At 46.1% G+C, this 26,334-nt stretch carries 27 protein-coding genes; 18 read left to right on the top strand and 9 right to left on the bottom strand.

The window, feature by feature from the left end; translation table 11 throughout:
* Nucleotides 1-18: 18 nt before the first annotated feature.
* From UXZ23_RS09780 to UXZ23_RS09765, 4 genes are read right to left on the bottom strand one after another with little or no spacing between them, the layout of a single operon-like run.
* On the bottom strand, nucleotides 19-1,107 hold the full coding sequence (locus UXZ23_RS09780) for an imelysin family protein (protein WP_320820399.1): 1,089 nt from the start codon (nucleotides 1,105-1,107) through the stop codon (nucleotides 19-21).
* The gene (locus UXZ23_RS09775) at nucleotides 1,104-2,297 is read right to left on the bottom strand and encodes a DUF1513 domain-containing protein (protein WP_320820398.1); all 1,194 of its coding nucleotides are present in this window, start codon (nucleotides 2,295-2,297) and stop codon (nucleotides 1,104-1,106) included. The genes UXZ23_RS09780 and UXZ23_RS09775 overlap by 4 nt, the downstream gene beginning before the upstream one ends.
* A 7-nt stretch (nucleotides 2,298-2,304) precedes the next feature.
* Nucleotides 2,305-3,798, bottom strand: a complete 1,494-nt coding sequence (locus UXZ23_RS09770) for a di-heme oxidoredictase family protein (protein WP_320820397.1) — start codon at nucleotides 3,796-3,798, stop codon at nucleotides 2,305-2,307.
* 17 nt (nucleotides 3,799-3,815) lie between these two features.
* Nucleotides 3,816-5,333: an imelysin family protein gene (locus tag UXZ23_RS09765; RefSeq protein WP_320820396.1), complete on the bottom strand. Its 1,518-nt coding sequence runs from the start codon at nucleotides 5,331-5,333 to the stop codon at nucleotides 3,816-3,818.
* A gap of 237 nt (nucleotides 5,334-5,570) precedes the next feature.
* Here UXZ23_RS09765 and UXZ23_RS09760 point away from each other — a divergent pair, with 237 nt between their 5' ends.
* Nucleotides 5,571-6,791 (top strand): cytochrome-c peroxidase, encoded by a 1,221-nt coding sequence (locus UXZ23_RS09760; protein WP_320820406.1) that lies wholly within the window; start codon nucleotides 5,571-5,573, stop codon nucleotides 6,789-6,791.
* 6 nt (nucleotides 6,792-6,797) lie between these two features.
* Here UXZ23_RS09760 and UXZ23_RS09755 read toward each other — a convergent pair whose 3' ends face one another.
* The 4 genes from UXZ23_RS09755 to gpmI form a co-directional block, all read right to left on the bottom strand.
* Nucleotides 6,798-7,613 carry a divergent polysaccharide deacetylase family protein gene (locus UXZ23_RS09755; RefSeq protein WP_320820395.1) on the bottom strand — a complete coding sequence of 272 codons (816 nt, stop codon included), beginning with the start codon at nucleotides 7,611-7,613 and terminating at the stop codon, nucleotides 6,798-6,800.
* Nucleotides 7,614-8,978, bottom strand: coding sequence for a S41 family peptidase (locus UXZ23_RS09750; RefSeq protein ID WP_320820394.1), 1,365 nt, complete (start codon nucleotides 8,976-8,978; stop codon nucleotides 7,614-7,616).
* A 93-nt stretch (nucleotides 8,979-9,071) separates the two neighbouring features.
* Nucleotides 9,072-10,199, bottom strand: a complete 1,128-nt coding sequence (locus tag UXZ23_RS09745) for a murein hydrolase activator EnvC family protein (RefSeq protein WP_320820393.1) — start codon at nucleotides 10,197-10,199, stop codon at nucleotides 9,072-9,074.
* Nucleotides 10,200-10,202: 3 nt separating this feature from the next.
* Nucleotides 10,203-11,747: a 2,3-bisphosphoglycerate-independent phosphoglycerate mutase gene (gene gpmI / locus UXZ23_RS09740; protein WP_320820392.1), complete on the bottom strand. Its 1,545-nt coding sequence runs from the start codon at nucleotides 11,745-11,747 to the stop codon at nucleotides 10,203-10,205.
* Between the two features lie 181 nt (nucleotides 11,748-11,928).
* On the opposite strand from gpmI, the gene UXZ23_RS09735 reads away from it, so the two are divergent.
* Nucleotides 11,929-12,342: a rhodanese-like domain-containing protein gene (locus UXZ23_RS09735; protein WP_015488083.1), complete on the top strand. Its 414-nt coding sequence runs from the start codon at nucleotides 11,929-11,931 to the stop codon at nucleotides 12,340-12,342.
* Between the two features lie 17 nt (nucleotides 12,343-12,359).
* Nucleotides 12,360-12,836 carry a protein-export chaperone SecB gene (secB, locus tag UXZ23_RS09730; protein ID WP_320820391.1) on the top strand — a complete coding sequence of 159 codons (477 nt, stop codon included), beginning with the start codon at nucleotides 12,360-12,362 and terminating at the stop codon, nucleotides 12,834-12,836.
* Between the two features lie 403 nt (nucleotides 12,837-13,239).
* Here secB and trmL read toward each other — a convergent pair whose 3' ends face one another.
* A complete protein-coding gene (trmL, locus tag UXZ23_RS09725) occupies nucleotides 13,240-13,704 on the bottom strand; it encodes a tRNA (uridine(34)/cytosine(34)/5-carboxymethylaminomethyluridine(34)-2'-O)-methyltransferase TrmL (protein ID WP_320820390.1) in 465 nt (154 codons plus the stop codon).
* 118 nt (nucleotides 13,705-13,822) lie between these two features.
* Here trmL and UXZ23_RS09720 point away from each other — a divergent pair, with 118 nt between their 5' ends.
* The 15 genes from UXZ23_RS09720 to UXZ23_RS09650 all read left to right on the top strand — a co-directional run bounded on the left by UXZ23_RS09720 (nucleotide 13,823) and on the right by UXZ23_RS09650 (nucleotide 26,185).
* Nucleotides 13,823-14,761: a hypothetical protein gene (locus tag UXZ23_RS09720; RefSeq protein ID WP_320820389.1), complete on the top strand. Its 939-nt coding sequence runs from the start codon at nucleotides 13,823-13,825 to the stop codon at nucleotides 14,759-14,761.
* Nucleotides 14,745-15,395, top strand: coding sequence for a hypothetical protein (locus UXZ23_RS09715; protein WP_320820388.1), 651 nt, complete (start codon nucleotides 14,745-14,747; stop codon nucleotides 15,393-15,395). The genes UXZ23_RS09720 and UXZ23_RS09715 overlap by 17 nt, the downstream gene beginning before the upstream one ends.
* Entirely contained in the window at nucleotides 15,392-16,057 is a 666-nt protein-coding gene (locus tag UXZ23_RS09710; protein WP_320820387.1) for a hypothetical protein, read from the top strand. The genes UXZ23_RS09715 and UXZ23_RS09710 overlap by 4 nt, the downstream gene beginning before the upstream one ends.
* Nucleotides 16,050-16,376: a hypothetical protein gene (locus UXZ23_RS09705; RefSeq protein ID WP_320820386.1), complete on the top strand. Its 327-nt coding sequence runs from the start codon at nucleotides 16,050-16,052 to the stop codon at nucleotides 16,374-16,376. The genes UXZ23_RS09710 and UXZ23_RS09705 overlap by 8 nt, the downstream gene beginning before the upstream one ends.
* 43 nt (nucleotides 16,377-16,419) lie before the next feature.
* The gene (mshL, locus tag UXZ23_RS09700) at nucleotides 16,420-17,997 is read left to right on the top strand and encodes a pilus (MSHA type) biogenesis protein MshL (RefSeq protein ID WP_320820385.1); all 1,578 of its coding nucleotides are present in this window, start codon (nucleotides 16,420-16,422) and stop codon (nucleotides 17,995-17,997) included.
* Nucleotides 17,998-17,999: 2 nt separating this feature from the next.
* The gene (locus UXZ23_RS09695; RefSeq protein ID WP_320820384.1) at nucleotides 18,000-18,884 is read left to right on the top strand and encodes an ExeA family protein; all 885 of its coding nucleotides are present in this window, start codon (nucleotides 18,000-18,002) and stop codon (nucleotides 18,882-18,884) included.
* Between the two features lie 9 nt (nucleotides 18,885-18,893).
* Nucleotides 18,894-19,943: a hypothetical protein gene (locus tag UXZ23_RS09690; RefSeq protein WP_320820383.1), complete on the top strand. Its 1,050-nt coding sequence runs from the start codon at nucleotides 18,894-18,896 to the stop codon at nucleotides 19,941-19,943.
* Nucleotides 19,944-19,946: 3 nt separating this feature from the next.
* Nucleotides 19,947-21,662 carry a GspE/PulE family protein gene (locus tag UXZ23_RS09685; protein WP_320820382.1) on the top strand — a complete coding sequence of 572 codons (1,716 nt, stop codon included), beginning with the start codon at nucleotides 19,947-19,949 and terminating at the stop codon, nucleotides 21,660-21,662.
* On the top strand, nucleotides 21,662-22,885 hold the full coding sequence (locus UXZ23_RS09680) for a type II secretion system F family protein (protein ID WP_320820381.1): 1,224 nt from the start codon (nucleotides 21,662-21,664) through the stop codon (nucleotides 22,883-22,885). The genes UXZ23_RS09685 and UXZ23_RS09680 overlap by 1 nt, the downstream gene beginning before the upstream one ends.
* Nucleotides 22,886-22,981: 96 nt before the next feature.
* Entirely contained in the window at nucleotides 22,982-23,482 is a 501-nt protein-coding gene (locus UXZ23_RS09675; protein ID WP_320820380.1) for a hypothetical protein, read from the top strand.
* Between the two features lie 30 nt (nucleotides 23,483-23,512).
* Nucleotides 23,513-23,968 (top strand): type II secretion system protein, encoded by a 456-nt coding sequence (locus tag UXZ23_RS09670; RefSeq protein WP_320820379.1) that lies wholly within the window; start codon nucleotides 23,513-23,515, stop codon nucleotides 23,966-23,968.
* A gap of 3 nt (nucleotides 23,969-23,971) precedes the next feature.
* On the top strand, nucleotides 23,972-24,439 hold the full coding sequence (locus UXZ23_RS09665) for a type II secretion system protein (protein WP_320820378.1): 468 nt from the start codon (nucleotides 23,972-23,974) through the stop codon (nucleotides 24,437-24,439).
* 33 nt (nucleotides 24,440-24,472) lie between these two features.
* Nucleotides 24,473-24,958, top strand: a complete 486-nt coding sequence (locus UXZ23_RS09660; protein ID WP_320820377.1) for a prepilin-type N-terminal cleavage/methylation domain-containing protein — start codon at nucleotides 24,473-24,475, stop codon at nucleotides 24,956-24,958.
* Entirely contained in the window at nucleotides 24,958-25,764 is an 807-nt protein-coding gene (locus UXZ23_RS09655) for a type II secretion system protein (RefSeq protein ID WP_320820376.1), read from the top strand. The genes UXZ23_RS09660 and UXZ23_RS09655 overlap by 1 nt, the downstream gene beginning before the upstream one ends.
* Nucleotides 25,754-26,185 (top strand): hypothetical protein, encoded by a 432-nt coding sequence (locus tag UXZ23_RS09650; protein ID WP_320820375.1) that lies wholly within the window; start codon nucleotides 25,754-25,756, stop codon nucleotides 26,183-26,185. The genes UXZ23_RS09655 and UXZ23_RS09650 overlap by 11 nt, the downstream gene beginning before the upstream one ends.
* Nucleotides 26,186-26,334: the final 149 nt, after the last annotated feature.

Genomic DNA, 26,334 nt, shown 5'->3' with positions numbered 1-26,334 from the left:
ACCTTTAAAAATTTAAAATTAGTCGCCATCGGTGAAATTAATGCCTAATTCCACTTCGAGTCCATCAGGAATCTCGCGTTTAAAGTTGCCATCTAATGCTGCTGCGGCAACGCTGAATAGCACGGAATCTTTTGCTGTGATTGCGTCGTATGCCGCTTGAATATTGTCATCGACGGCTGCAATTTCGCTTTGATAACCTGAGGTTTGTATTAACGATCGGAAGCTAACCGTAGTTGCATCAGTTCCCGAGAATAGTTGCTCAATTTCACTAATTGAGGCTTTAGCCAGAGTCCAGGCTATTCCGGCTTTTTGAGCTGTTAGATTGACGACATCACGTTGTTGTAAATAGTCGAGATATTCCTGCACGCTGGTGATCAATAAGGTTAACGGCTCGGTACCATCACTCAGTTCGCCCGCAATAAACGTCGTACGATAGCTTTTGCCCGTTTCGTCATAATCGTTATTCCACTGCTCGGAAACCGTTGTGGCGCGATTACTCAGTTGTGTTGCAAGGCCGGTTAATACTTGGCATTTACGTGGGGTATTTGTGAACTCGGTAACGATATCGCCGGTTGTTGTACTCCTTGTGTCCACGGTTTCAAAGAGCGTAATTTCTAGAGCCAGTATGCCAACTTTTTGAAAGTTTTTTGCAGCAAAGTAGGCGTCATCTAAGGTACTGGAATCGCTAATTGCGGTTTCAATATCAGTGCGTACTGTGGCGGTATAATCCGTACCACGCAGACGTAAAGAATCGATATAGATGTACTCGGGCAACACGGGATCATCATTTAATGGTCCAAAGCGATAGGGTGCTAAGCGGAACCATGCGGTAGCGGTTGTTTTCCACTGCGCTTGCGCATTACTCAGTAGAATGGCAGAAGGCGCTGAGCAAAACGCTTCGCTAGCACTTAATAAGTTAATACTGGCGTTGCTGAATGAATTGACGGCTGGAATGACGGAATAGTCCAACGCTTGAACAATCGCTGTGGTTAGGCTCCCTTCGGTTACGGTAACTGGGTCATTAATACGCTCACCTCCGCAGCTAGCGAGTAGTAGGGTGGCGGCACTGGCAATCGCTGTGCGAGTGATCAATACAGGAATTTTCATGAATTTTTTTCCGTTGGTAGAGCAACGCTGAGTAAGTGATTGTCCCAGTGCATCGCGTTAAATTCTAAGCGGCGCCGTTTTTGTTCTTGCAAAGTGAGTGCGTCGATATAACGCAGTTCGCCATTCGAATTCGATAAAATAAATGAACGTTGATCATGACTAACGGTGATACCACAAACATCATGAAATGCGTGGTAACCGAGTAATTGGTAGGTATCACAATGCCAAAATAGCGCTAAATTACCGCGCGGACTGGTGAAAGCTGCAATGCGTTCTTTGTTATGTACCACCACACTGCCAATATAATCCTGCAGATTGAGTAAGAGTGTTTCTGGCGCATCCAACAGAGCAATCTCTTGTCCTTGGCGATGTATAGCCGTTAACGCAATAGGCTCTTGATGGGGCAGGGCTTGTCGCTGAACTTGCATTGAAATCGCAACTGATCCATCGGTTGCGACATCCAAGTGACGGATGCTGGCTTTGCTCTCTGCTAATTTATGTCGCTCAATTAATTCACCAGTAAAGCTATTGATATATACCAGTGAAGAATCCATTGACTCTAAATTTGTAGTGGTACGTCCATCGGTGGTATCGATTAATAAACCACCGTTAGCGATCACTAGCGTTATGCCATCGGGCATTAATTTTAATTCGTGGGGTTCTATGCCATAGCTGTCGAATTCCCCGAGCCAAGCAAAGGTTTCAGCATCGCGGCGGCCGATTTTTCCTTCACCGTTCGTTGTGTCCATTTCGCTGGTGAATAAAAATTTGCCATCGCCACTAAAACAAGCATGCCCTTGAAACTCACGATATTCTTGAGTGCTAAATCGTTCTCTTAGATGTCCGTTAGGGAGGTTCATTTCGATTCCACACTGTCCCGGACGGCGCGCCATCATAATAATGCGCTCAGGTTGATGTGGATGCTGAGCAACACCGTGGCCTCGAAACCCTGAGGTAAGATTTCTACTAAAAGGAATGCTTGGGTCAATCCAACCTAGGCCGCAATGCTCATTGTCATTACCTTGGGCAGAAATTAAAAATTCGTGATTTCTAATATTTGAATTACTGGTTTTTGCCAAGACTTCAGTGCTTAGCCCTAATGGCAGGCTCGCGGTCACCGCGCCTAGAGTGCGTAGAAAGTGGCGGCGATTAATTTTATTTAGGGGCAAGGTTGTGAAATTCTGCTTCATGGTTACCTTAGAGTGCTTCAACGAATTGCACTAGCTGCTTACGTTCTTCGGCAGCGAGTTGCATGAATTTGGTACGAGCATTAGTGGCTTCTCCGCCATGCCAAAGAATGGCTTCTTCAACGGAACGCGCGCGGCCATCATGTAATAAATTTAATGAGCCATTAATTTGTTTGTTGAGTCCCAGTCCCCAAAGTGGAGGGGTACGCCATTCATTACCAGTGGCGTCGAAATCAGAACGACCATCGGCAAGTTGATCGCCCATATCGTGTAATAAAAAATCGCTATACGGCCAAATTAATTGGTCATTAAGTTGAGCGAATGATTGATCTTTACCCGTGCGGAATTGTGGCTGATGACATTGCTGACAACCGCTTTGATAAAATGCGCTTCGGCCTTTGATAGGGAAACTGCGTTGCTTGGGTACACTAATATTGCGGGTAAAATTAATCACTAATTCAAGTAAATCTTGCGGTATTTCATAGCCTAGGTCGTCATTGCCGGTGAGGCTATTGAGGCACGCAGCTTGTTTGCTGGTGCACGGCTGCTGCGGAAAAATAGGATTGCTAATACCGATGTCGTTAGCGAAGGCTGCAGCAACGACGGTCGCTATTTCTGCTTTACTTGCTTTATGTCCGAACCGCCCAGGTATAAGTTTGTCTTTGTACGGTGACCAGACCAGATTAACTCGACCGGAAATTCCATCATTATTGCTATCATCGGGATCGGCTAGGGCGTCAATCTCAGATTGAGGTATTGCCTCAATTAATCCCATACCGTGTATTGCAGGCGCATTACGTAGGCTAAATAAAGTTACGTCGTGGAACGGGCCGTAGCCCAGATCGCGAATATCTATCTTAGGTTGACGTAATTCAACGGCACTGCCATCGGGATATATCTGAATGTAGGATTGCCATTGCAGAAAGACCTTAGCTTCAGGTTTAACTTCCCCTTCACCCGTTTGGGTTAGTACTAGTCCTAATTGATTGGCTAGGGAGGTGGATTCAGTTTGTAGTTGATCGCCATAAGTCGGTTCGGGAACCACGCCTAATACAGGATCATATCCAGGAATACTCAAGCGCACGAAGCCGTTCGTCAGCGGTTTATTTGGGTCGTCGGGAACAATGCCTTTTGCCCCTTTTACATGGCAACCCAAACAACTGCGTGCATTGTATAGCGGCCCTAAGCCATCTCTTGCCGTTGTGGCAGTGGGTGCTTTAACCCAAGGCTGATGCGCAAGTGCTTTACCCGCATAAAATAGTGATTTAGCACTATCGGTTAATTCGGGAGAAGGAATTTCGAGTGAGGCTATAGCGCGGTACGGAATGCTCGAAGAGCCTCCTGGCAATGATTCTTCTTGACGAATATCAGGCGTAGAAAGGTGTGCAGGCGAAGCCGCCTTATCACCAATGACAAGGTTTACTAGCACTATTCCGACGAGTAAAAAACCAAGTGCCAACAACAGATGAGGCCGGAACGAATCCGGCCTAAATAATTTCATCATAAATACGCTAGATAAAATTAATCGCAGGTTGCCGTCGGATCACTGGTGTCACAGGCCGAGGCATCATCATCAACTACGCTGGTTTCAATATTTAATGACTCAGCTAAATCTGCAATTAAATTAGCCTGAGCATTAAGCGCGACAATCGTTTTATATACGGCGCTGTCGCTATTGAAATTTTCGGTCATGATTTGCACATCGAACGGTGAGCCAGCGCGGGCCGCAGTATCAATCGCGGTGTAATGCGTCGCTGTTGTTGTTAGTGCGGTCGCTAGCGCAGAGGCGTCGGCTGTTGCACCGGCATCGGCTAAGAAGTCGTCGATACCATAACCACTAACAGCATTGGTGATAACATCATCGACGCCATCAAGATCGCTATCGTAGCCTGCATACTCGCCGTAATAGCTGTTGCTAACGCCTTCTGCGTCTAGCCAAATATCGCGGTGGGTATTATCTGAGAAACAAGAGTGTTCATCTTCTTGCGAGTTAGCACTGAAGGCGATTTGCATACGTTCACCTGCCAATTCGCCTTCCGATAGTGTTCCCATACCTGTCAGTATTTCGGCCAATTTTTGTTTGGCTTGTGCTTCGGTTGTGATGGTTGTAAATGCTGTGCGGTAGTCAGAACCTTCGGCCCAGCCGTCACGTACACTGGTTAAATCGGCAATTAATTTATCGACAACTACTTCAAGGTATTTATGGCGACGATCGGATTCTACTGACGAATTATAGGTGGTCGTTTCGTCGTCATAACCCGGCTCAAAATCGCTTAATGGGCGTTGACCCCCCGTTGCTAAATTACTGGCACCTCTGGTTTTAACGGCATCGTCACGATCTGTGCCGTCAGTGGTGCCGGTATCGTTATTTAGATCTTGGCCCCATAGCAAAAACTCAATAGCGTGATATCCCGCAATAACATCATGTTCGTCGCTGGCTGAAAGATTGCCTGACAATAAGTCTTCATCAATAACAATACTGGTATTACCGATAATGTTCGTTTTTGGTGATGTGTTGTCGAAGTTATCGCTGTTTACAGCGCCGCCACCGTTAATACCCACATCATTCGCCGTAACACCAATTTGGTCATCGCCGAAGTCGGTGGTGTTCACTTGCACATAATCGATAAGGGCTTCACCTAATGGCCATGCATTGATGTCACCTTCAAGACCGTCTTCGCTGCTGTAATCGGTTGAGTCGATTGGGCTAAGGCGGAAACGATACACTTCACTTTGGCCATACGGTTCACGCGCCACCAACCAAGCATCTTTAGCGGCTGCTAAGGTTTCGGCGGTTGGGTTAACACGTAAGGCTGTGAGTGCTGTTTTAAGTGCTTGTGCCGTTGTTACTGCATCGCTGTATACCGCGTAAGCAATATCCGCATTGGTTTCTAGTACTTTACTAACATTATCTAGGTTAATGGCTATACCAGTATCTTGATCATCAGATGCGCTATCGCTAGAAGAGCTGCCGCCGCCACATGCAGTGATCATAGAAATGGTTGCAACTAGGGTTGCGATACGCGTCAGCTTCATCATTTTTCCCTCAAATTCTGGTAATACGATTACGGCATTATTAGCTTTTTGGGCTCTATACCGTTTCGTTGGACTGCAAATGTCTGAGTATCGTAATGCTGTTACGAATGATTTGCAACAACGAATAAGTTTGATTCTTTTTAAGATTGCCTGATCTTATGTTAGGATTTACGCACAATGAAAGGCACCAACTGCGGCGGCATCGGTTGTTGGCTTGCGAGCTGAGAGAGAATAATTGTGATGTTAATACTTAAAAAACGCGTAATCGCACTCACATGCGCACTGCTATTAGCGGGCTGTGGTGGCGATAGCAACGATTCTAGAGAACCGGCTTTTACCACTAAGTCGGCTTTGGGTGAGGCGCTATTTCGCGATAACAACTTGTCATTTAATCGCACGCAATCGTGTGCCACTTGTCACTCCCCCGAACACGCGTTTATAGATCCCCGCTTAAATGCCGGAGGAGAGATCAGTGCCGTTTCAGGCGGTGACGATGCGGTATCATTTGGTGATCGCAATGCACCAACGGCTATGTATGCAGCATTTTCGCCGTTATTTCAGTTTGGTACTCACGCACGGTTTAATAGCCAGCAACCCGATTACAGCGGTTGGTTAGGTGGGCAATTTTTTGATGGCCGAGCCGACGATTTGCAAGCACAGGCTGCAGGCCCGCTGGTGAATAGCATTGAAATGGCGATGCCAGATAAAGCCAGTGTTATTGATCGCGTTTTAGCAAACTCAGATTATGTTGAGGCTTTTACGACTATTTACGGCAGTGCAATATTTGATGATGTGGATGCAGCATACGATGCCATTACCGATAGTATTGCTACCTTCGAAAAAACCGACGCATTTGCGCCTTTTAGTTCTAAATACGATCGTTCTTTACGCGGTGAATATACGTATGATCCGCTGTCGAAAGCGGCTCAAGGTAAAGCCTTGTTCTTTTCTCAGCAATTTACGGCTTGCGCTACCTGCCATCAACAAAATGCCAATAGTAGTAAAACCGAAACGTTTACGAATTATGAATATCACAATATTGGCGTACCGATTAATACCGCAGCACGTGCGTTAAATGGTGCGGAAGAGGGGGTAATAGATTCGGGATTGTTGGCAAATAATGCCGTAACCGATGACGCAGAAAAAGGTAAGTTTAAGGTACCTACTTTGCGCAATATTGCGGTAACAGCACCCTACATGCACAACGGTGTCTTTCGCGATCTAGCTACTGTGATTAAGTTTTATGATCATTTTTTAACAGATTCGGATTATATGGTTAATCCAGAAACAGGCGTTGCGTGGGCTGATGCCGAGGTATCTGCGACTATTAGCCTAACCGAGCTGCAAGATGGCAATAAAATGGATGATGCTGATATTGATGCCATGGTCTGTTTTTTACGTACGCTAACCGATGAACGTTATGAAGCACTCATTCCAGACGATGGCTTAATTTGCGATTGAGCTAAATTATTGCGGTTCTAGCAGCAGTTGATAGCGCGATACTAGCGGTAATTCTGGGGCGGGTGTGCGCCACTGTTGGCGTAGTAAATAATCACCCGCACGTTGTAATTCCACGCCTTCTAACTCTACGGTAGGTAGGCGTTGCTCTAAATACGACAGTGTTTCTGGGTAAGGATGCCCAATTAAAACCGCGTGTCCTCGGCGTTTAGCAACGCTCAGTGCATGATTAAATTGTTTATTTAAGCTTTCTTCGGTGCGTTCGTTATCGAGAAATACATCGCGAGAGACGGTTGGAATACCAGCTTCTGAAGCGTTTTCGGCGGCGACGCTTAAAGGGCTGGTTAAGCTATCAACAAAGTACAAATCTTGTTCGGCTAATACTTCCATCACCCAACTCATGGCTTCAGGCTGCTGGGTGAGTAGGCTGCCCATATGATTATTCACCCCTTGCACATGAGGAATAGCCTCTAAGCTATCGCTCAGCGTTTGCTGTAAATGAATGCGATCCATATCTGGGGTGAGCGCACCGGGGCCGAGCTTGGCGCCGCTTTCATTCGCCATCGGTGCATGCAGCATAATGCCATGCCCTTGTTGGTTAGCGCGTTCGGCAAGGCGGGCAGCAAAAGGAGTGAAAGGTAAAAACGCTAGAGTAACTGGTGCTGGCAGATTAACGGCGCGCAGCCCTAAGGTGTGGTTGTTACCAATATCGTCAAGAATAATGATGAGCTGCGGTTTGGGTGGCAGCGGCTGCTCGGCGAACGCAGGAAGTACATGACTTCCCGCTATCAATCCACCCAGCAGAACAGAAACAAAGCGGTTCAATCAGCCCTCCGAGGCATTAACTCGGACTGGGCTTAGAATGCTAACGCCGCGCAATAAGGTGTGTGCTTCGTACAGCTGAAAATCTTTCTTTAGCAAACCGCTGTCTTTCTTCTCGGATGCGCTTTCTTTAGTGGCGCTCGTTTTTTCTGAAGCATCGTTTTTAGCTTTTACGGTTGGATTACTTAAATGACCCGGTAAATCCGACTCTTTGTAATAGCGTTCTTCATACGGTGTTACTTCACTTTGTTCTACCACGATATCAGGCACGATACCTTGTGCTTGAATAGAGCGATCATTCGGGGTGAAGTAACGGGCGGTGGTGAGTTTTACTGCACTGGTTTCGGTTAATGGCAGCACGCTTTGTACCGAGCCTTTACCGAATGATTGAGTACCAACAATCACTGCGCGTTTATGATCTTGCAATGCGCCCGCGACAATTTCTGAAGCCGAAGCGGAGCCACCGTTAATTAAAACGACCACGGGTATATCACCGGCAACGGTATCTGCGGTTGCTTCAAAACGTAATTCAGATTGAGGGTTACGTCCCTTGGTATAAACAATAACCCCAGAGCTAATAAAGGCATCAACCACATCGACTGCAGCATCTAATACGCCGCCAGGGTTGTTGCGTAAGTCGAGAATAAGGCCATTTAATTTACCGTCTTCAGCCCATTTTTGTAGGGCTTTTTTCAGCTCGGCACCCGTGTGCTCTTGAAATTGGGTTATGCGCACATAGCCAATATCGCCGCTCATCATTTCAGTGCGAACACTGGCGACTTTAATCTCTGCACGTTCAAGGGTGAAACTTAATAACTCGTTTTCTTCACCGCGACGCACTTCTAACGAAATCTTGCTGCCCGGTTCGCCACGCATACGTTCGACGGCTTCACTGAGGGTTAAGCCCATAATTGGCTCATCATCCAGTGTCACAATAAAGTCGCCTGCGCGAATCCCTGCTTTTTCAGCAGGAGTATCATCAATTGGGGTGATGACACGAATTAAGCCATTTTCCATGCCCACTTCAATACCTAGGCCGCCAAACTTACCTGACGTCGATTCGCGTAAATCAGTAAAGGCTTCTTCTTGTAAATAAGCAGAGTGCGGATCAAGGGAAGTAAGCATGCCTTTAATGGCGTAATCAAAGAGGGTTTTGTCGTCGATTTCTTCGACGTAAGCACTGCGAATGCGCTCGAATATTTCGGTGAAGTTGCGCAACTCTTGTAATGGCAATTGGCCTTGCAGTGTTGCTGCAGCTTTTACTTGTTCTGGGGTTGGAGCTTCGTCGGCGGTTTCGGCACCTGCTTGAAAAGCCAGAGTGCATCCAAGGGAAAACAAAATAGGGCGTAGTAGGTGCTTAGGTAACATGATATTCCGGCTCTAATAGCGTTGTAATAATGACCGACGGTGTACGACTGTCCCAAGCATGGCACAAAAGTCACAGAGTGTTAACTCAGATGTCTAACGTATCCAAACCGCAGGATCTTGAGGCCGACCTTGGTAACGAATTTCAAAATACAGGGCAGGGTCTGTGAGTCCACCACTGCGACCAGCAGCTGCCACAATATCGCCACCATTTACCCAACTACCTACATCGCGCAGCAGCGTTTCATTGTGCGCATACAAGCTGAGGTAACCTTGGCCATGATCAATGATGAGCAGTAACCCAAAGCCACGCAACCAATCAGAAAATACCACTCGGCCATGATGAATCGCTCTTACTTCAGCGCCTTCTTGCACGCCAATTTGCCAGCCTTCCCAGCGCGACATGGTTTCGCTATTGGCGTTACCAAAGGCTTTTAACACTCGTCCTGCCACTGGGCGTGGTAATTTCCCCTTCATTTTATTGAACGGGCGCTCGTCATTTTGGCGTGGACTGTTGGCTAAAATCGTTTCGACTTCAGCTAATAAATTCTCTAAACGCTTGCGGTCAGCTTGTTTCTGCGTCAAACGTTGCGACTCAGTATTCATCTTTTTACTGAGATTCGCCAAGATCCTTTGCTGATCTTTGCGTTTACTACTAAGCGTTGTGTTTTTGTTGAGCAAGGATTGTTCAGTGGACTTCAGCGCTTGTTCTTGTTGCACAATGAGCTCGGCGATTTGATCAAGACGCACCAGTTCTGCCATGGTGTGTTCAATATTCTCTACTCGGGCTTGATTAAAATAGCTGAAGTAACGCATTAAGCGTTGAGATTGCTGCGGATCATCTTGGGCTAACCACAAACGCAGAGCGCTTTCATCACCCATATTGCGTGAAGCAATCACTTGCTGAGATAGGTGACGCTGATGCTCAGTTTGAAGCTGGTGGAGCTGCGTCTGCTCCAGGCGAAGCTTTTTTAGGCGGGCTTGCTCCTCCCGCAGCTGAGTCTGGGTTTGTTGTATTTGTTTGAGCAGAGCACCAATTTCTTCATCCGACTGTTTTAACGACTTGTTAAGACCGGCGTACTCGTCTTTGGCAGAGTTGAGCCAGTGTTCGAGCTTTTTGATTTCAGATTTCAGTTCATTCAGGCGCGCCTCGTCATCATCGGCCCACACAGGGCTGATGATGAACAAAGAGATCAAAGCAAATGCCAATAAGCGCAGAGACATCACTTAGTCGCCATAGCCAACCAAAGATTCACCTGTCATCTCAGCAGGCTGGGCGATACCCATCATGCTAAGTAAGGTTGGAGACACATCCGCTAGGTTACCAGGGCGCAAGTTAACGGCTTCTTTACGGTCTTGCACGTAAATCAAATTAACAGGGCCAGTGGTGTGCTGAGTCATGGCACGGCCTTGGTCGTCGAGCATTTGCTCGGCATTGCCGTGGTCGGCTGTGATTAAGCATTCGCCGCCGACTTCCAATATGGCATCGGTGACTTGTTTTAAACAATCGTCGATACATTCGGCGGCTTTTACCGCGGCATCGTACACACCGGTATGACCCACCATGTCACCGTTAGCATAGTTACAGACGATTAAGTCGTAACCACCGTTTTTAATGGCATCAACCAGCTTCGCCGTTACTTCTGGTGCGCTCATTTCTGGTTGCAAGTCGTAGGTCGTGACATCGGGTGATTGCACTAAAATACGGGTTTCGCCGTCATATTCTTCTTCACGGCCACCCGAGAAAAAGAAAGTAACGTGGGCGTATTTCTCTGTTTCGGCAATGCGTAGCTGTTTCATGCCTAATGAAGACACGTATTCGCCGATGCCATTGGTTAGCGTCGCTGGTGGATAGGCACAGCTGGCTTTAATAGTGGCAGCATATTCGGTCAGCATGACGTAGTCGGAAAGTGCTGGGCGCACAGCACGCTCGAAGCCAGTGAACTCATCGCCATCAACAAATGCACGAGTAATTTCACGCGCGCGGTCGGGGCGGAAATTGAAACAAATGATGCTATCGCCATCTTTCACCACGCCAGAACCATCGCCAATCACAGTGGCTTGCACGAACTCGTCGTTCTCATCACGTTCATAAGCAGCGGCAAGTGCGGCAGTTGCGCTTGGAGCGGTAAAGGGTGCTTGAGCTTCTGTCATTGCGACATAACCTTTAGCAACACGATCCCAGCGATTGTCGCGGTCCATTGAGAAGAAGCGGCCAATCACAGTAGCAATGCTGGCGTTGCCTAAGCTCGCGCAATGCGCTTCTACTTTGGCAAGCGACGGTTCTGCCGAGCGAGGCGGCATATCGCGGCCATCTAAAATAGCGTGCACATAGGCGTGTTTAACGCCGCGGGCTTTGGCCATATCGAGTAAAGCAATAAGGTGATCTTCATGACTGTGTACGCCACCCGGAGACAACAAACCGGTAAAATGCACAGCACCCTCCGCGGCAATGGCTTTATCCATCGCGGCGCACAAGGCGGCGTTTTTGCTTAACTCATCGTCTTTAATAGCTTTGTTGATACGAGTGTAGTTTTGATAAACCACTCGTCCGGCACCTAAATTCATATGGCCGACTTCAGAGTTTCCCATCTGACCATCAGGCAAGCCAACGGCTTCACCAGAGGTTTGAATCAGCACATTGGGGTATTGCTCTAGCAAGCGATCCCAAATGGGGGTATTTGCATTGGCGATAGCATTGTTTTGGGTTTCTTTACGATAGCCCCAGCCATCAAGAATGATTAACGCAGTAGGTGTTGGACGCGATTTCATGTAAAAACACTCAGTTTTGTAGCTACAACGCCGCCATTGTACCCGAACTCTCCGCGCTTGTACCGGATCTCAAAAAGACCGCTCTGGCCTTGTAAGTCATGGAAGGAATGTGCATCGCCGGTGGTGGGCAGGGCACTCAGGCGGTATACTGCCGCCTTCGATTTTCATGACGATGGTAATTATGGAACAGCTTTTCGAGTTTGTTGGCAATCACGCTGGTCTGATCGCGATCTGGGGTGCCTTTGTTGTCGCTCTGATGTGGGATAACAACCGCCGTAGTGGTGATTCTGTGTCTACAGCGCAAGCCACGCACCTGATCAACCGCGAGAATGCCCTAGTAGTGGATATTCGCGATAAGAAGGAATTCTCTACCGGTCATTTGGCGGGCGCAGTGAACATTCCTTACGCAAATTTGGCTTCTCGCTTAAGCGAGCTTGAACGCCACAAAAACAACCCCATTATATTAGTATGCAAATCCGGTCAAACGGTCGGGGTGGCAGGTAAGATGCTGCGTGAGAAAGGTTTTAACGCAGTGCGAATGAAAGGCGGAATGATGGAATGGAACAACCAAAACCTGCCACTCGTTAAAAAATAATTAAGAAGGACTACATCATGGCTGAGAATCAGCAACCGCAGTTCGCGCTGCAACGCATATATGTTAAAGACGTATCATTTGAAGCACCTAACTCGCCTGCAGCCTTCACCAAAGCGTGGAAGCCAGAGATTAAGTTAGATCTAAATAGTGGTGGTCGTAAGGTTGATGAGCAACACTACGAAGTGTCTGTAAAAGTAACCATTACAGCAACTAACGATGGCGAAACCGCTTTCTTGGTTGAATTGGTTCAATGTGGTTTGTTTGCCATGGTTAACATCCCAGAACAACAACTAGGACAAATGCTAGGTGCCATGTGCCCTAACATCCTGTTCCCATATCTGCGCGAAAGCATTGATAACTTAGTTGTTAAAGGTGGTTTCCCGGCGTTGATGCTGGCTCCGATTAACTTCGAAGCTCTGTATCAGAAACGCGTTCAGGAAGCACAAGCAGCTGCAGCTGCAGAGCAACCATCAGCGGAACAACCAACTCACTAAAAGAGTAGGTTGTTAGCGCAATAAAAAAAACCAGCCTAGTGCTGGTTTTTTGTTTTCTTATATTGCTAACGCATCACCTTTAAATTACTCAGTTACGAGTGAACCACTGTACGCCAGCAAAGCCTTTGTAATTGTTTTCATACCAAAGATAGTTACCTTCAAACTTCAGAAGTCCTTCTGGCTCGTAACAACTGTTTTCGAGGTTCCATGCTGATAGTAAGGTTTCACCTCCAATAGCGTCCCCTAGTCCTAGGGTCACTCTTAGAGTAGCCGTATTGATCGATAGTATTATCTGTGTCCTTGTCTGGCAGGGCGAACAGCACATTAGTTCGCAAGCTTTCGGAGGAGGCGAGCACGATTATTCGCTCTGTCCGATATAAGCTGTATGCAAACTATAAAGCTATCACAGCATGCCGCTGTAGTCGTTTTGTCGCCAAGCTTCGTACACCATCACACTAACGCAATTCGATAGATTCATGCTGCGGCTGTTTACTGTCATGGGCAAGCGTAACCAGTTCTCGCGCGGAATCTGCATGCGCACATCTTCGGGCAGCCCTCGGGTTTCTGGCCCAAACATTAGGTAGTCGCCAGGTTTGAAGCTTGCGTCTGAGTGGCGGGTGCTGCCTTTGGTGGTAAGCGCGTACAACTGTTGAGGTTGTTCGCTGGCCAAGAAGGCGTCGAGATCTTTGTGAATTTTCACATGTGCCCACTCGTGATAGTCGAGGCCCGCGCGCTTTAAGCTGCGTTCTTCCATATCAAATCCGAGTGGCTCGATCAGGTGTAACTGGCAACCAGTGTTGGCACAAACACGAATAATGTTACCGGTGTTGGGCGGAATTTCTGGTTCGAACAGGACAATATTGAACATCTATTCGCTTCTTTGTTCGATTTTGTCGCCATTATAGTCATGTAGGTAACCTTAGACCATCGACTTTCTAAGCATGGTCTACACTGAAGTTACAGTGTCTCTTAGATGTGAGGTCGCCATGCGCTGGCCGTGGCAGAAAAAAAGTTCTAATTATACATATTGTCTCGGAATTGAGCTGAATCATGGCAAAGCATTTGCCGTGGTGCGCGACGCTACTGGCGTTGTCGATAGTTATGCTTCAGAGCAAGACGACGAAGGCTTTCAAGGCTTGTCGCAGTGGCTTGCATCCAAGCGCTATGGGCGTATCCCGGTAACCGTTTGCTTGGATCAATCTCGTTACGAATTACAGTTGGTCGATTCTCCTCCGGTCGCCGATGAGGAGTTAAGTGATGCGCTAAGTTTTCGCATCAGAGATCTTATTGGCGAGTCGGCAGAGAATAAATTGCTGCAAGCTTTCCCGTTGCCGGGGGATGCCTACCGTGGACGTATGTCGATGGCATTTGCTGCGATTACCGATCGCGAATATCTGCGCGATATCGTTCGATGGTGTCGCAAAGAAAATCTCGAATTGCAAGCAATTACCATTGATGAATTAAGCTTACTTAATCTGGTTGCGGCGTTAGAGCCAGAAACCAGTGTTGGGGTGCTGCGCCTAGAGCCAAAAGAAGGGATGATTTATCTCTATCAAGATGGTGCTTTGTATTTTACCCGTCATTTGAATATTGGTACCAATGATTTAATGCCGGAAGAAACATCGGTAGACGACTATACCCTAGAAAATACCAGTCGCAGCGATATGCTAACGCTAGAAGTGCAGCGTTCGATGGATTATTTCGAAAGCCAATTAGGGCTGGGAACCGTAGGCCAATTGTGGGTGTTGCCGCCTGACACTGCAAATATTGACAATGTATTAATCGAATTAGAAACCAGTGTTAATACGCCTGTTCGTCTTTTATCCCTCGAAACAGCATTTAATCGCCAAATAACAGAGTCAGCTTTAACGGCGTCATTTGCGGCAGCTTTAGGAGGGACGCTAAGTTATGAGTTGGCAAATTAAGCAAAATCTTAATTTTTATATAGAAGAGTTTCAGCCGCCAAAGATTCCGCGCGAATTACGATTGATGATAACGAGCGCTGCTGTGCACGTTATGGCTATGGTTGTTATTGCTATTGGCCTTATGTCTTTTTGGTTTTGGCAAGGAAGTGAATTAAAGAATGCGCAAGAACAGCAGAGATTTCTAGAGAAAAAAATTGTCGAGATACAAGCATTACGACCCCCTCTTGTGGTTGATGCACGACTTGCCGAACAGCGTGATCTGGCGCGTCGTCAGTTGGAAGGCGGACAAAAAGTATTGCGCTATTTAACTCAGCAACAATTAGAAGAAGGACAATCATTTACGCAATTGGTATCCCAGTTGGGCGATCAAAATGTTAAAGGCGTGTGGTTGAATCAATTTTCTATTTCGGATCAAGGTCGTCATATCGGTTTGCAAGGATATGTCGATGACCCCGCGAAGATTTCAAAATATGTATCCACTCTTGTAGAAAAGAGCGCTTATCAGCGTCGAGCATTCCGTTATATCGATGTGCAAAAAGAAGAGGATAAGCAGTGGCTGCGTTTTCAACTGGATACCCGTCGGCACCCGCAAGATTTGCTCTCATCAGCTGCTGATTCGGGGATGCGTAAATGACTCCTTTATGGTGGAAACATCCGCAGGTTGAGCGCGCTTTAGATGCTTATCGCGGTTTAACTGAGCGTGAACAGAAACTCGCGGTAATGACGGCACACGTCATTGTTGGCATGTTACTGATCTGGATTTTTTTGTTACCGATTTGGGAATCAGCTCAGGCCGAGCTAAAGCAAAAAAACGAACTTTCTGCTGTAAATCAGCGCCAACAAGCGCATTTAGAACGATTACAAAATAGCCCTGTGATTGATCTTAACCAGCCGATTCGCAATGAATTAGCTGAATTCCAGCAGCAACAATCGCGCTTAGACAGCCGCATTGGTGCCTTAACTAACTCCCTTGTCTCACCAGAGCATATGGTGACGGTATTGGAACAACTATTAATGCAGGATAAACGCCTGCGCTTAATCAGTTTGAAAAACTTGCCACAAACCGATGTCGATCTTGGTGAAGAATATGCGGATGTCGAGCTTTATCGCCATGGTGTGCGGGTCAAAATGACTGCGACCTACGACAGTCTTGTTGCCTATTTAAAACGCTTAGATAGCCTACCTTGGAAAGTGTATTGGCAGGCATTGGAATACCGAGTAGATGAGTATCCGAATGGTGAATTAGTGCTAGAAATATTCACTATCAGTACGCGGGAGGATATGCTCGGTGTTTAAATTAATAACCATTTTTACCTTGTTTTCTGCGCTACTACCGTCTGTATTTGCGAGCGATCCAACACGTCCGCCGGAAGGCTTATTTGCAGTGCCAGATTCGCCTCAAGCGCCAAAACCGGAGACTCGCTATCAATTACAGCAAATAAGGATAGCCGACAACGGCTCCAGTGCCGTGGTCAATGGTGAACTTGTACGTGAGGGCGACACCGTAGGTAGTGCCAAAGTCTTGAGCATTAGTGCAAACGAAGTTGTATTAAAAATTAAGCAAAAGCAACGAGTTCTATCTTTAATTAATAAAACCAAACGGTTGAGTCAATAGGAATCCGGTTGTGACATTATTTAGCCGACAGATAATAAATTGCATGATGAGTCTAGTATTAGGCTTGATATTCATTAATGTATCGGGTTGTGCACCGATGCAAGAAAAGCCGAAGGCGAAGCAGCAGACGACAGCTAAGTCTAAGCTTCTTGAGGCTGATTCGGTGGCGCCTGCAGAGTTGAATTTGCAGCAATTACTACCACCATTGATCGTGCCAGATAGTGCCGATCAACGTTTTGACGTAGTGGCTAATGATGTACCTGCCGCAGCATTTTTCAACAGCTTGGTGGATGGCACAGGGCACAATCTAATTGTTCATCCCGAGGTCTCGGGTGCGATTACTTTAAATTTGAACAACGTTTCTGTTCGAGAGGCATTAAGTGCGGTTCGTGATATCTATGGCTTTGATTTCGTCGAGTCATCATACGGTATTCAAATTCTTCCTAAAAAAGCTCAAACCCGTATTTTTCCGATTAATTACTTGAATGTTCAGCGCAAGGGGCGTTCGGGTATGCAAGTAAGCAGTGGTCAGGTTGAGGTTACTAATTCAAGTAGTGGTAGCGATTCTAATTCAAGTTCTACCAGTGAAACGACGCGTAGTAACAGCAATTCCTCTGAGATAGAAACTAAGTCGGGCAGTTCGTTCTGGGAAGAGTTACAGCAGACGTTAACCTTAATGATTGCACATGAAGGTAACGCTAGAGTTGTGGTCGATGCTCATGCTGGGCTAGTGATAGTACATGCCTTGCCCAATACATTAAGTCAAGTGCAATCTTATCTTGAAAAAACTGAATTAAGTGTGCAAAAACAAGTGCTGATTGAAGCGAAAATTATCGAAGTTACCCTGAGTGATGGTTATCAAGCCGGTATTAATTGGAGCACAATTGCTGCGCAAACAGGCAACAATGATGTATGGGCTAGCCAAAGTGCTGTAGCGCTCGCTAACCCTGATTTAATTGGCGGTATCTTTTCTTTGAATGTGGATGTTGGCGATTTTACCGGTGCATTGAGTTTATTAGAGACTCAGGGCGATGTTGAAGTGCTTTCGAGTCCTCGTATTGCTACGGTTAATAATCAAAAGGCGGTTATAAAAGTCGGTAGTGATGAGTTTTTTGTTACCGACGTAAGTAGCACGAGCACCACCACAACAACCGGTACGACCGAAACGCCAGACATTGGTTTAACGCCATTTTTCTCCGGTATCGCTTTAGATGTAACGCCGCAAATTGGTGATGATGGTGAGGTTACTCTCCATGTCCATCCGAAGGTTACGGAAGTTAAAGAGAAGATCAAAAAAATCGAATTAAACAACGATGAATATAGTCTTCCGCTTGCTTTCAGTACCGTACGTGAAACTGATTCAATCATTCGTGCACGTTCAGGACAAATCGTGGTGATCGGCGGCTTAATGCAAAACAAGACGTCAGAGACGGTTGCTAAGGTACCATTCTTCGGAGATCTGCCTTTGATAGGTGGCTTGTTCCGTCAAAAACGCCAAGAAACGGTACAAAGTGAATTGGTTATTTTGATCCAGCCTCGGATCATTGATACGCAGCTACCACAGGATCGTATCGATCAATTGAATCGCCGCTATTCTAGGGTTCTCCTGCCGGAGATGTGATTATGCAATTACTGCAATTAGCTCAAGCGTGCGAGGACTTTTACGGCTTAAATCAACAACCGTTTGGGTTAACACCCAATACCCATTTTTATGTTGAATTGCCTGTACATCAGCAGGCATTTGAGTCAATGGTTTTTGCATTGCACTCGGGTGAAGGTTTTCTCAAAGTAACGGGTGAAGTCGGCACGGGTAAAACGCTCTTGTGTCGACGCTTATTAAACTACTTGTCTGAGCAGGATGTCCCTACAGCTTACATACCGAATCCAACGTTAAATTCTATTGGTCTTTGGCATGCTATTGCTGCTGAGTTAGGCCTGCGTGAAATTCCTGTCCATGAACATGCAATACGCAACATTATTCAACGGCGTTTGCTGCAGCTTGTTCGAGAAGGATATCCGTTAATCCTGATTGTCGATGAGGCGCAATGCTTACCTGCAGAAACGTTGGAAGCATTACGTTTAATTTCTAACTTAGAAACCGAGCGGCAAAAGCTGATTCAAATAGTGTTGTTCGGTCAGCCAGAATTAAATGACATTTTGGCAACTCCACAATTTCGTCAATTATTACAACGTATTACTTCATCTACACAATTGCAGCCATTATCAGGAGCTGATCTTTTATCTCACTACTTACGTCAACGTCTTGCTTGTGCTGGTTATAAGGGCAGAGATTTGTTCTGTGCGTCTGCGGTACGTCGTTTGTGGTTAGCCAGTAACGGTATTCCGCGGCTGGTGAACGTATTAGCGGGTAAAGCTTTGCTGATTGCCTTTGGCCAAGGTGCCAATACCATTAATAGTAGCCACGTAGAAAGAGCGGTGGTGGATACGGAAAGTGCATTGGCGAGTATGGATTTGCGTCAGCGGTTCTGGTCGCTTACCGGTATTTGAGGTCTTAATATGAGTTTAATTCACCAAGTTTTACAAGATCTCGATCAGCGTAATGGGATGGCAGAAAGTATTCCAGCAGGTTCGATGGCATTACCTGTATCGACGAATAGAGCGCCTTACGGTAAATGGTTTGGGGGCTTTTTAGTGGTGGCTCTCGCTTATGGTACCTACTGGCTAGTTAGCAATTCTTCGGTCAGTATTATATCCATCAGTAGTGGTGAACAATCTCAATCTTATATTGCACCTGCTATCTCGTTATCGGATGACACTCCACGGCATGATTTATCATCTAAAAATTTAGCTGCCTATGTGCAAGGCAATAAAGTAAACACTGATGCTGAACGGGCTAAGCCGGTGGCAGTCGCGGGCGAAATTCCTGCGGTTGAAATTCCTGCGGTTGAGCCTCCTGTATTAGTTGATGTTGTTGTCGTAAGTGAGCCAATTAAAAACGTTAATCCGGTGACCAAAAATAAAGCTGTAGAATCGAAAAAATTAGTTCCAGCTAAAGTTCAAAAACAGATGAATACTGATGTAGCCGTTAAGTCTGCAGCTAACGAAAGCCCTATTGCAAAAAACAGCGAAAATACCAATACAGTGACGCGCGATGAATCTCATCAATCGTTATATCGTCAAGCGGTTAGATTTTCATCATTAGGCCAGTTTCAGCAGGCTTACGAAGTACTTGATCAGGCGATAGCGATTGAACCCCGAATTTCTTATTTGGCGTTAAAGCTGCGTTTATTTCTTGAACAAAAAGATGCCGATGGGTTTATTCAATATTATCGTCAGCATAATGGTACTGATAACAGTGAATGGCTAACTGTCGCAGCACCTGGATTACATATGCTCGGCTTTTTTCAAGAAGCAGCGGCAGCCTATGAACGGTTAATTCGTCAACAACCAAGCATTGTTAATTGGCCAATGGCAATGTCGGTGGCGTTGACCGAAGCCGGAGAGAGGGGGCGTGCTAAACAAGTATTGGAATGGCTGCCCGAACGATATTCATTGAACCCTGCACAGCGTCAGTGGGTTGCACAAAAAGCGGAGGCGTTGCAGTAGCTCATGGAAGTACAAACTAATAAAAAGGTACGCATTGGCGACCTGTTGCTAGAAAAGAAACTCATTACTCAAGAGCAGTTAATGCAGGCGTTAGCCGAGCAAAAACGCGCGGGTAAAAAGATTGGTCGGGCGATTACCGATCTCGGCTTTGTTAGTGAAGATCAGTTGTTGAAAATTTTATCGGAGTTCTTCAACTACCCGTATGTCGATCTATCGCGCTTCCGTATTAATGCTGAACTTATTCAGCGTTTGCCGGAAACTCAGGCTCGGCGCTATCGTTGTTTGCTGTTGGCTGATGAGCCTCAGGGCTATCTTGTTGGAATGGCTGATCCAACGGATTTAATGGTCATTGATGATCTACAACGAATCTTAAAAAAACCGGTCATGCCAGCCTTTATTCGCGAGCAAGAGATGTTGTCGATTCTCGATAGCGTTTATCGTCGTCAGGAACAAATGGCGAGTATTGCCGGTGAGCTAGAGGGGGAACTGCAAAGCAGCGATTTCGATATCAATGCCATGGCTATGACGTCCGACACGAGTGAAGCCCCTGTCGTGCGCCTGTTACAAAGCTTATTTGAAGATGCCGTACAGGTTAAAGCTTCGGACGTACATATCGAACCAGAAGAAAATCAACTACGTATTCGTTTGCGTGTTGATGGTGAACTGCAAGAGCAAGTGATGAAAGAAAAGCGCGTTGCCTCTGCATTGGTATCGCGATTAAAAATTATGTCGGGTCTCGATATTTCAGAAAAGCGTTTGCCGCAAGATGGGCGTTTTAACATTCGTGTGCGTAATCGCAATATTGATGTGCGTTTATCGACGATGCCAGTGCAATTCGGCGAATCTGTGGTCATGCGTTTGCTTGATCAGAGTGGCGGGATTTTAAGTATGGCGACGTTAGGTATGCCACCCGCACTGCAAAAACGTTTCGAGTATTTAATCAGTCGCCCTCATGGTCTTATTCTGGTTACCGGTCCAACAGGTAGTGGTAAGACGACAACGTTATACGCCGCTTTAACCCAGTTAAATCAGCCGGAAAAAAAGATTATTACAGCGGAAGATCCAATCGAATATCGCTTGCCACGTATTAATCAGGTGCAAGTGAATCCTAAGGTGGGTCTGGAATTTCCAACGGTATTGAGGGCAGCGTTACGACAAGACCCTGATATTGTTTTAGTTGGGGAGATGCGTGATCAGATTACAGCAGAAATTGGATTGCGTGCTGCGATGACAGGTCACATGGTGCTATCTACATTGCATACAAATGATGCTGCGTCGGCTCCGGCTCGCTTGTTAGATATGGGCATTGACCATTATTTAGTGTCGTCATCATTACGTGCAGTAATTGCTCAGCGTTTAATTAAAAAACTGTGTCCGCACTGTAGTCAAAATCACGAATTAGAACCTCAAGAGCGAGCGTGGTTGCACAGCATGGGGGAGGGCGCAGATAGTCATCAATATATAGAGGGACGGGGTTGCCACCATTGCCACAATACCGGTTATCAGGGACGTATTGGTATCTATGAGGTATTAGAAATGACTCCTGAACTCATTTCGGCTTTGCGGCGCGAGGATATGCAGGCGTTTAGCGAAGCTTCTGTGCGTGCCCCTAATTTTCGTTCTTTGTCATTATCGGCGCTTGATTATGCTCGTCAGGGGGTTACTTCTTTAGATGAAGTGTTCCGGGTATCTGCCACCTTGGATGAGGGGCAAAACTGATGGCGGCTTTTGTATATCGTGGGCGAGATGTTGACGGTAAAGCCGTTGACGGGCAATTAAGTGCTAGTAATCGCGATTCTGCAGCATCGCAATTATTACAGCGCGGTATCACCCCGGTTAGCATTATTGAAAAAGCAGATGATGAAAAGAAATCTGGCTTTAATATTCAACTAACAAAGCCGAAAGTAAGTACCGATGAGTTAATTCTTTTAACTCGTCAATTGTATGCGTTAACAAAAGCTGGAATTCCCATAATCAGGGCATTAAATGGCTTGGGGGAGTCGAGTACCAACCCGCGCTTAAAAGAAACCCTAGCGTCTTTGGCGCAATCGTTAGTCTCGGGTTCGGACCTTGCTTCGGCCTTTCGCCAACATCCCGATTTGTTTTCGCCTATTTACGTGAGTATGGTTCACATCGGCGAAAGTACCGGTAACTTAGATGATGCACTTATTCGCTTGGTGGCTCATTTAGAAATGGAACGTGAAACCACAAAGCGTATTAAGTCGGCATTGCGCTACCCGACTATGGTGGTGGTAGCCATTAGCGTGGCGATGATAGTCATAACTATGTTTGTTATTCCCAGTTTTTCTAGCGTCTTTAATAAGTTGGGTGCCGATTTACCTTTTGCCACCAAGCTTCTTATGGTGACATCCAGTTTTATGCAGAATTACTGGCATGTTTTATTCGCTTGCTTAACGACTTCGTGGTTTTTCTTTAGGCGTTACATTCGCAGTCATGATGGCGAGCTTTGGTGGGATGAAAAAAAGCTAAAGTTTCCTCTTATCGGTTCTATTTTAGAGCGTATTGCTCTAGCGCGTTTTTCACGCTCATTTGCCATGATGCTTAAAGCGGGTGTGCCTATCCTGAAATGTATGACTATTGTGTCAGAGAGTGTTGGTAATCGTCATATCGGGCGAGCGGTTAATACTATGGCGACGGGGGTTGAGCGAGGCGAGCGTTTAACCAGTACCGCTGCTGCGACTGGCCTATTCACACCACTTGTATTGCAAATGATGTCGGTCGGTGAGGAGACGGGTTCGGTTGATACTTTACTCGATGAAGTTGCGGATTTTTATGAGCAAGAAATTGATTACGAGCTAAAGCAATTGGCGGACGCAATAGAACCTATTCTATTAGTATTTTTAGGCGGTTTAGTCTTAGTGTTAGCGCTTGGTGTGTTCTTACCAATTTGGGAGCTTAGCGGCGCGGTTAGTGGCAAGTAAGGTCCGCTATTTACGTTTTCTTATACTGTAAATTTGTTTTATTTCGTAAATTAGCGAAACGATTTTTTCGTTATCTACTAAGGTTTAAATAAGCCGATGAGTTATGGATTAAACCGCACCGCTGGTTATAGCTTACTGCAGACTTCGGTTGCAGTGGCAATTATGGCAGCAGCGATGGCCATACTTATTCCTCGACTGAATGGTTTGATCGATGACTCTCGTAGAGTCCAAGTGCAAGCCGTTGGTGCGGCCTTGCAAACATCGGTTTTTATCGTCCGAGAGCAGTGGCGTTCTAAAGTAGGGTATCGGGAAAGCACGCCTTTTCAGTTATCTCTACAAGGTTGGCCACTGGGGTTGAAGCATGATGTTGCTTCAGCATTTGATGACAAATTTATGGATGTTGAGCGATGTGTGGGGTTATGGAAAACCTTGCTGGAAGATGATAGGCCGACTCTAACTACTGGCGATGATCCCTCTGCGGATTTTAGAGCAGAGGTAGTGGATAACCAATGTCGTTACTTCCATCAAGCAAGCGCGGATGCACGATTTATTGATTACAACACGACAGATGGCCAGGTTTCCTGGCACCTAAATTAGGCACATCCGATAACAAGTAGGAGTCGGAATATGAAAAAACAATCAGGTTTTACATTGATCGAATTGATCATGGTTATTGTTATCCTTGGCGTGTTATCAGCTTTTGCTTTGCCACGCTTCGCAGACTTTGGTACTGATGCGCGTAAGGCAAGTGTGAACGCACTCGGTGGGGCGATACGAGCTTCAGCTAATATTGCTCATGCGCAGTTTTTAGCGGATGGTGGTGCAGGTGCATCGGTAAGCTTAGAAGGCACTTCGGTTGCTTTAACGAATGGTTATCCGACGATCGCAGGGATAGTTGTCGCTGCCCAAGTCGATACCACCAACGACTATGCGACCTTCGATCCAGGTAGCACTCCAGCGGACCGCACTTTTTATCTAACGCCAGATACAGGTTCAGGCAGTACGGCTAGTTGTCGCGTCACTTACGCTGAAGCAGCCGCTAGCGCTGCACCGACCGTGACAGTGGTTACGACAGGCTGCTAATTTGTGAAAAATAACAACCAAGGTTTCACGTTGGTTGAACTGGTAATGGTTATCACCTTGGTAGCCATTCTCAGTGCAGTTGCAAGCGGTCTGTTTTTACGAGCAGACCGCTTTGCCACGTTAGGTGCCCGCGAACAATTAATCAGTGTCAGCTTACTGGCACAAAAACGTGCTCTAGCAAATGTTGTGAGTGGTAGTGATGTAGTACTTACTATTAATCAATTGGCTGATGAGTGGCAATTTATCGTGATTCAAGGTGGTACTTCATTTGAATCACGCAGTGCACCGCGGTCAGGTTCAACGTTAAGCGTAAACGGAACGACACTTACAAACGGTGGTAGTGTTGCTATCAATTTTGATAATGAAGCCGAAACCGGCACCAATACCGAATTTATATTTAGCGCCGACAATAGTCACACCTTGTGTCTTTCATCCACCGGTTTTGCTTATCCTGCGGCTTGCCAGCCGTAGCTAATAAATAGGCCCATCAGGTTAGGAGGCCACATGAATCGTCAACACGGCCTTTCTATGATTGAAATGATCATCACTATGGTCGTCATTTCTATCGCATTAGTTGCTAGTTTAAGCAGTTTTTCTTTGATCGGCGGTCGTAGCGCAGATGCTATGATTCAAACCAAGTCTTTGGATTTGGCTCAACTTTATTTAGACGAAATACTCGCTCAACGTTTTGACGAAGCAACCGGTAATGGTGGAATTCCTGCATATACTGGTGCTTGTCGAATTACTGATGATGGTGAAAGCCGGAGTGATTATGACGATGTCGATGATTATGATGCGATTAGTAACGAGCAGCCTGCCCTTATTGACTCCTCTTTGAGTACCTTATACAGCGGTTACACCGTTAGTGTTTCTGTGTCCTGTGATAATACCGTCGGCGCTAACACAGGAGGTAGTAAGCGTATTCAGATAACTATTAACGATCCTACTGGTGATTCCAGTGTTTTTGCCAGTTTTAGGGGTAATTACTGATGTACTTACCTGCTAAATATCGCGCTTTTACTTTAATTGAATTAATTATGGTGATCGCTATTGCTTCGGTAATGGCGACGGTGTCTGTGCGGTTTATTACGCTAGCCAGTCAAGGATTAATTGATACGGGAGCACGGCAGCAGTTGTCTGGTAGTAGTTCTGTCGTGAATGAACAAATTTCACGTGCTTTGCGCGATGCCCTTCCGGGAAGTATTCGCACTACCGCAGATGGCTTGTGTGTTGAATATATGCCAATAGTTGCCGCATCGAGTTACACCGATGTCGAATTAGGTAATAGCATTAGCTTATTAAGAGCTGCACCTTATTCTCAAGTTCGCGCCGCCAATGGTTATGTGTCGATTTATCCCTTGGCTAGCAATAATTTGTACTCCTTGGCTAACCCAGGAGCACTAACCGCCAACTTGGCGACAGTTAATGCCGGTAATAGCGAAATTACAGTGACGCTTGGAGGTCCTCATCGTTTCCCTACAGACTCCCCTAATCGTCGCTTCTATTTATCAACCGAGCCTGAAACTATTTGCCAGGATGGTAGCTATTTATATCGCTATAGCGGCTATGGATTTATTAGCAATGTAGCGAGTTTACGATCGTCTTTGCCTGCTGATACGGCGTCGGGACGCGAAGTGTTGGCCTATCCTTTGGTTAATAATTCAATGGTGTTTCGTTATTCTCCAGCAACCTTACAGCGCAATGGTATTGTTTCTTTCAACTATCAACTACAGCATGATGCAACGGGTGAGTTGTTATCTGCAGCGCAGCAAGTGAGGATTCGTAATGTTCCTTAATACTGCTAATTTAGATTTATTAAAACGTTCTAATCAAGGTGGTTTCGGCTTGCCGATGGCGCTGTTTGTTGTCACTGTGCTGGCACTTATCATTGCAAGTATGTCGCAGATACAGAATGACAGCAGTAGTAGCGTTAGCTTGCAAGTGAATTCACACAGGGCTTTTTATAGTGCTGAAGCCGGTATCGAAATAGCACTTAATTTATTAATGCCGCCAGATGGGAGTGCAGGACGCAGCTGTGCAACAAGCCCATTCTATTCGCAAACTTATTCCGTTGCCGGACTTAATGGATGCTCGGTATCTGTTGCTTGCGATTCTATGACAGTGACTGGAGATAATTACTACACTCTAATCAGTACGGGTAGTTGTGGTAGTGGTATTGATAGAGCTCAGCGGGCTATTGAGGTTCGAGCAAAGTAATGACTTTTTTCGGTCGCTATTTTTATTTTTTGATTTACGCATTAATTTTCTCAACCAGCCATGCGGCAACAGTATTTTCTGAGCTACCGGTGATCTATATGACTCGCACATGTTTGTTGTCTATCGGTGCATTATTTTATTCGTGGTTA

The organism is Thalassolituus sp. (genome assembly GCF_034111725.1).
In the GTDB taxonomy this organism is placed as follows: Bacteria; Pseudomonadota; Gammaproteobacteria; order Pseudomonadales; family Oceanobacteraceae; genus Thalassolituus.
Note: the sequence above shows the minus strand (reverse complement) of the source record. Positions and strands in the feature narration are given on the sequence as shown.

Bases quoted from the DNA above. Each gene is read 5' to 3' on its own strand.
- UXZ23_RS09695 (WP_320820384.1), top strand. From the start codon at position 18,000: ATGCAATTACTGCAATTAGCTCAAGCGTGCGAGGACTTTTACGGCTTA.
- UXZ23_RS09720 (WP_320820389.1), top strand. From the start codon at position 13,823: ATGCGCTGGCCGTGGCAGAAAAAAAGTTCTAATTATACATATTGTCTC.
- trmL (WP_320820390.1), bottom strand. From the start codon at position 13,704: ATGTTCAATATTGTCCTGTTCGAACCAGAAATTCCGCCCAACACCGGT.
- UXZ23_RS09670 (WP_320820379.1), top strand. From the start codon at position 23,513: ATGAAAAAACAATCAGGTTTTACATTGATCGAATTGATCATGGTTATT.
- UXZ23_RS09745 (WP_320820393.1), bottom strand. From the start codon at position 10,199: ATGTCTCTGCGCTTATTGGCATTTGCTTTGATCTCTTTGTTCATCATC.
- UXZ23_RS09685 (WP_320820382.1), top strand. From the start codon at position 19,947: ATGGAAGTACAAACTAATAAAAAGGTACGCATTGGCGACCTGTTGCTA.
- UXZ23_RS09715 (WP_320820388.1), top strand. From the start codon at position 14,745: ATGAGTTGGCAAATTAAGCAAAATCTTAATTTTTATATAGAAGAGTTT.
- UXZ23_RS09660 (WP_320820377.1), top strand. From the start codon at position 24,473: ATGAATCGTCAACACGGCCTTTCTATGATTGAAATGATCATCACTATG.
- UXZ23_RS09710 (WP_320820387.1), top strand. From the start codon at position 15,392: ATGACTCCTTTATGGTGGAAACATCCGCAGGTTGAGCGCGCTTTAGAT.
- UXZ23_RS09690 (WP_320820383.1), top strand. From the start codon at position 18,894: ATGAGTTTAATTCACCAAGTTTTACAAGATCTCGATCAGCGTAATGGG.
- UXZ23_RS09770 (WP_320820397.1), bottom strand. From the start codon at position 3,798: ATGATGAAATTATTTAGGCCGGATTCGTTCCGGCCTCATCTGTTGTTG.
- gpmI (WP_320820392.1), bottom strand. From the start codon at position 11,747: ATGAAATCGCGTCCAACACCTACTGCGTTAATCATTCTTGATGGCTGG.
- UXZ23_RS09750 (WP_320820394.1), bottom strand. From the start codon at position 8,978: ATGTTACCTAAGCACCTACTACGCCCTATTTTGTTTTCCCTTGGATGC.
- UXZ23_RS09735 (WP_015488083.1), top strand. From the start codon at position 11,929: ATGGAACAGCTTTTCGAGTTTGTTGGCAATCACGCTGGTCTGATCGCG.
- UXZ23_RS09765 (WP_320820396.1), bottom strand. From the start codon at position 5,333: ATGATGAAGCTGACGCGTATCGCAACCCTAGTTGCAACCATTTCTATG.
- UXZ23_RS09650 (WP_320820375.1), top strand. From the start codon at position 25,754: ATGTTCCTTAATACTGCTAATTTAGATTTATTAAAACGTTCTAATCAA.
- UXZ23_RS09655 (WP_320820376.1), top strand. From the start codon at position 24,958: ATGTACTTACCTGCTAAATATCGCGCTTTTACTTTAATTGAATTAATT.
- UXZ23_RS09780 (WP_320820399.1), bottom strand. From the start codon at position 1,107: ATGAAAATTCCTGTATTGATCACTCGCACAGCGATTGCCAGTGCCGCC.
- UXZ23_RS09760 (WP_320820406.1), top strand. From the start codon at position 5,571: ATGTTAATACTTAAAAAACGCGTAATCGCACTCACATGCGCACTGCTA.
- mshL (WP_320820385.1), top strand. From the start codon at position 16,420: ATGATGAGTCTAGTATTAGGCTTGATATTCATTAATGTATCGGGTTGT.
- secB (WP_320820391.1), top strand. From the start codon at position 12,360: ATGGCTGAGAATCAGCAACCGCAGTTCGCGCTGCAACGCATATATGTT.
- UXZ23_RS09675 (WP_320820380.1), top strand. From the start codon at position 22,982: ATGAGTTATGGATTAAACCGCACCGCTGGTTATAGCTTACTGCAGACT.
- UXZ23_RS09680 (WP_320820381.1), top strand. From the start codon at position 21,662: ATGGCGGCTTTTGTATATCGTGGGCGAGATGTTGACGGTAAAGCCGTT.
- UXZ23_RS09775 (WP_320820398.1), bottom strand. From the start codon at position 2,297: ATGAAGCAGAATTTCACAACCTTGCCCCTAAATAAAATTAATCGCCGC.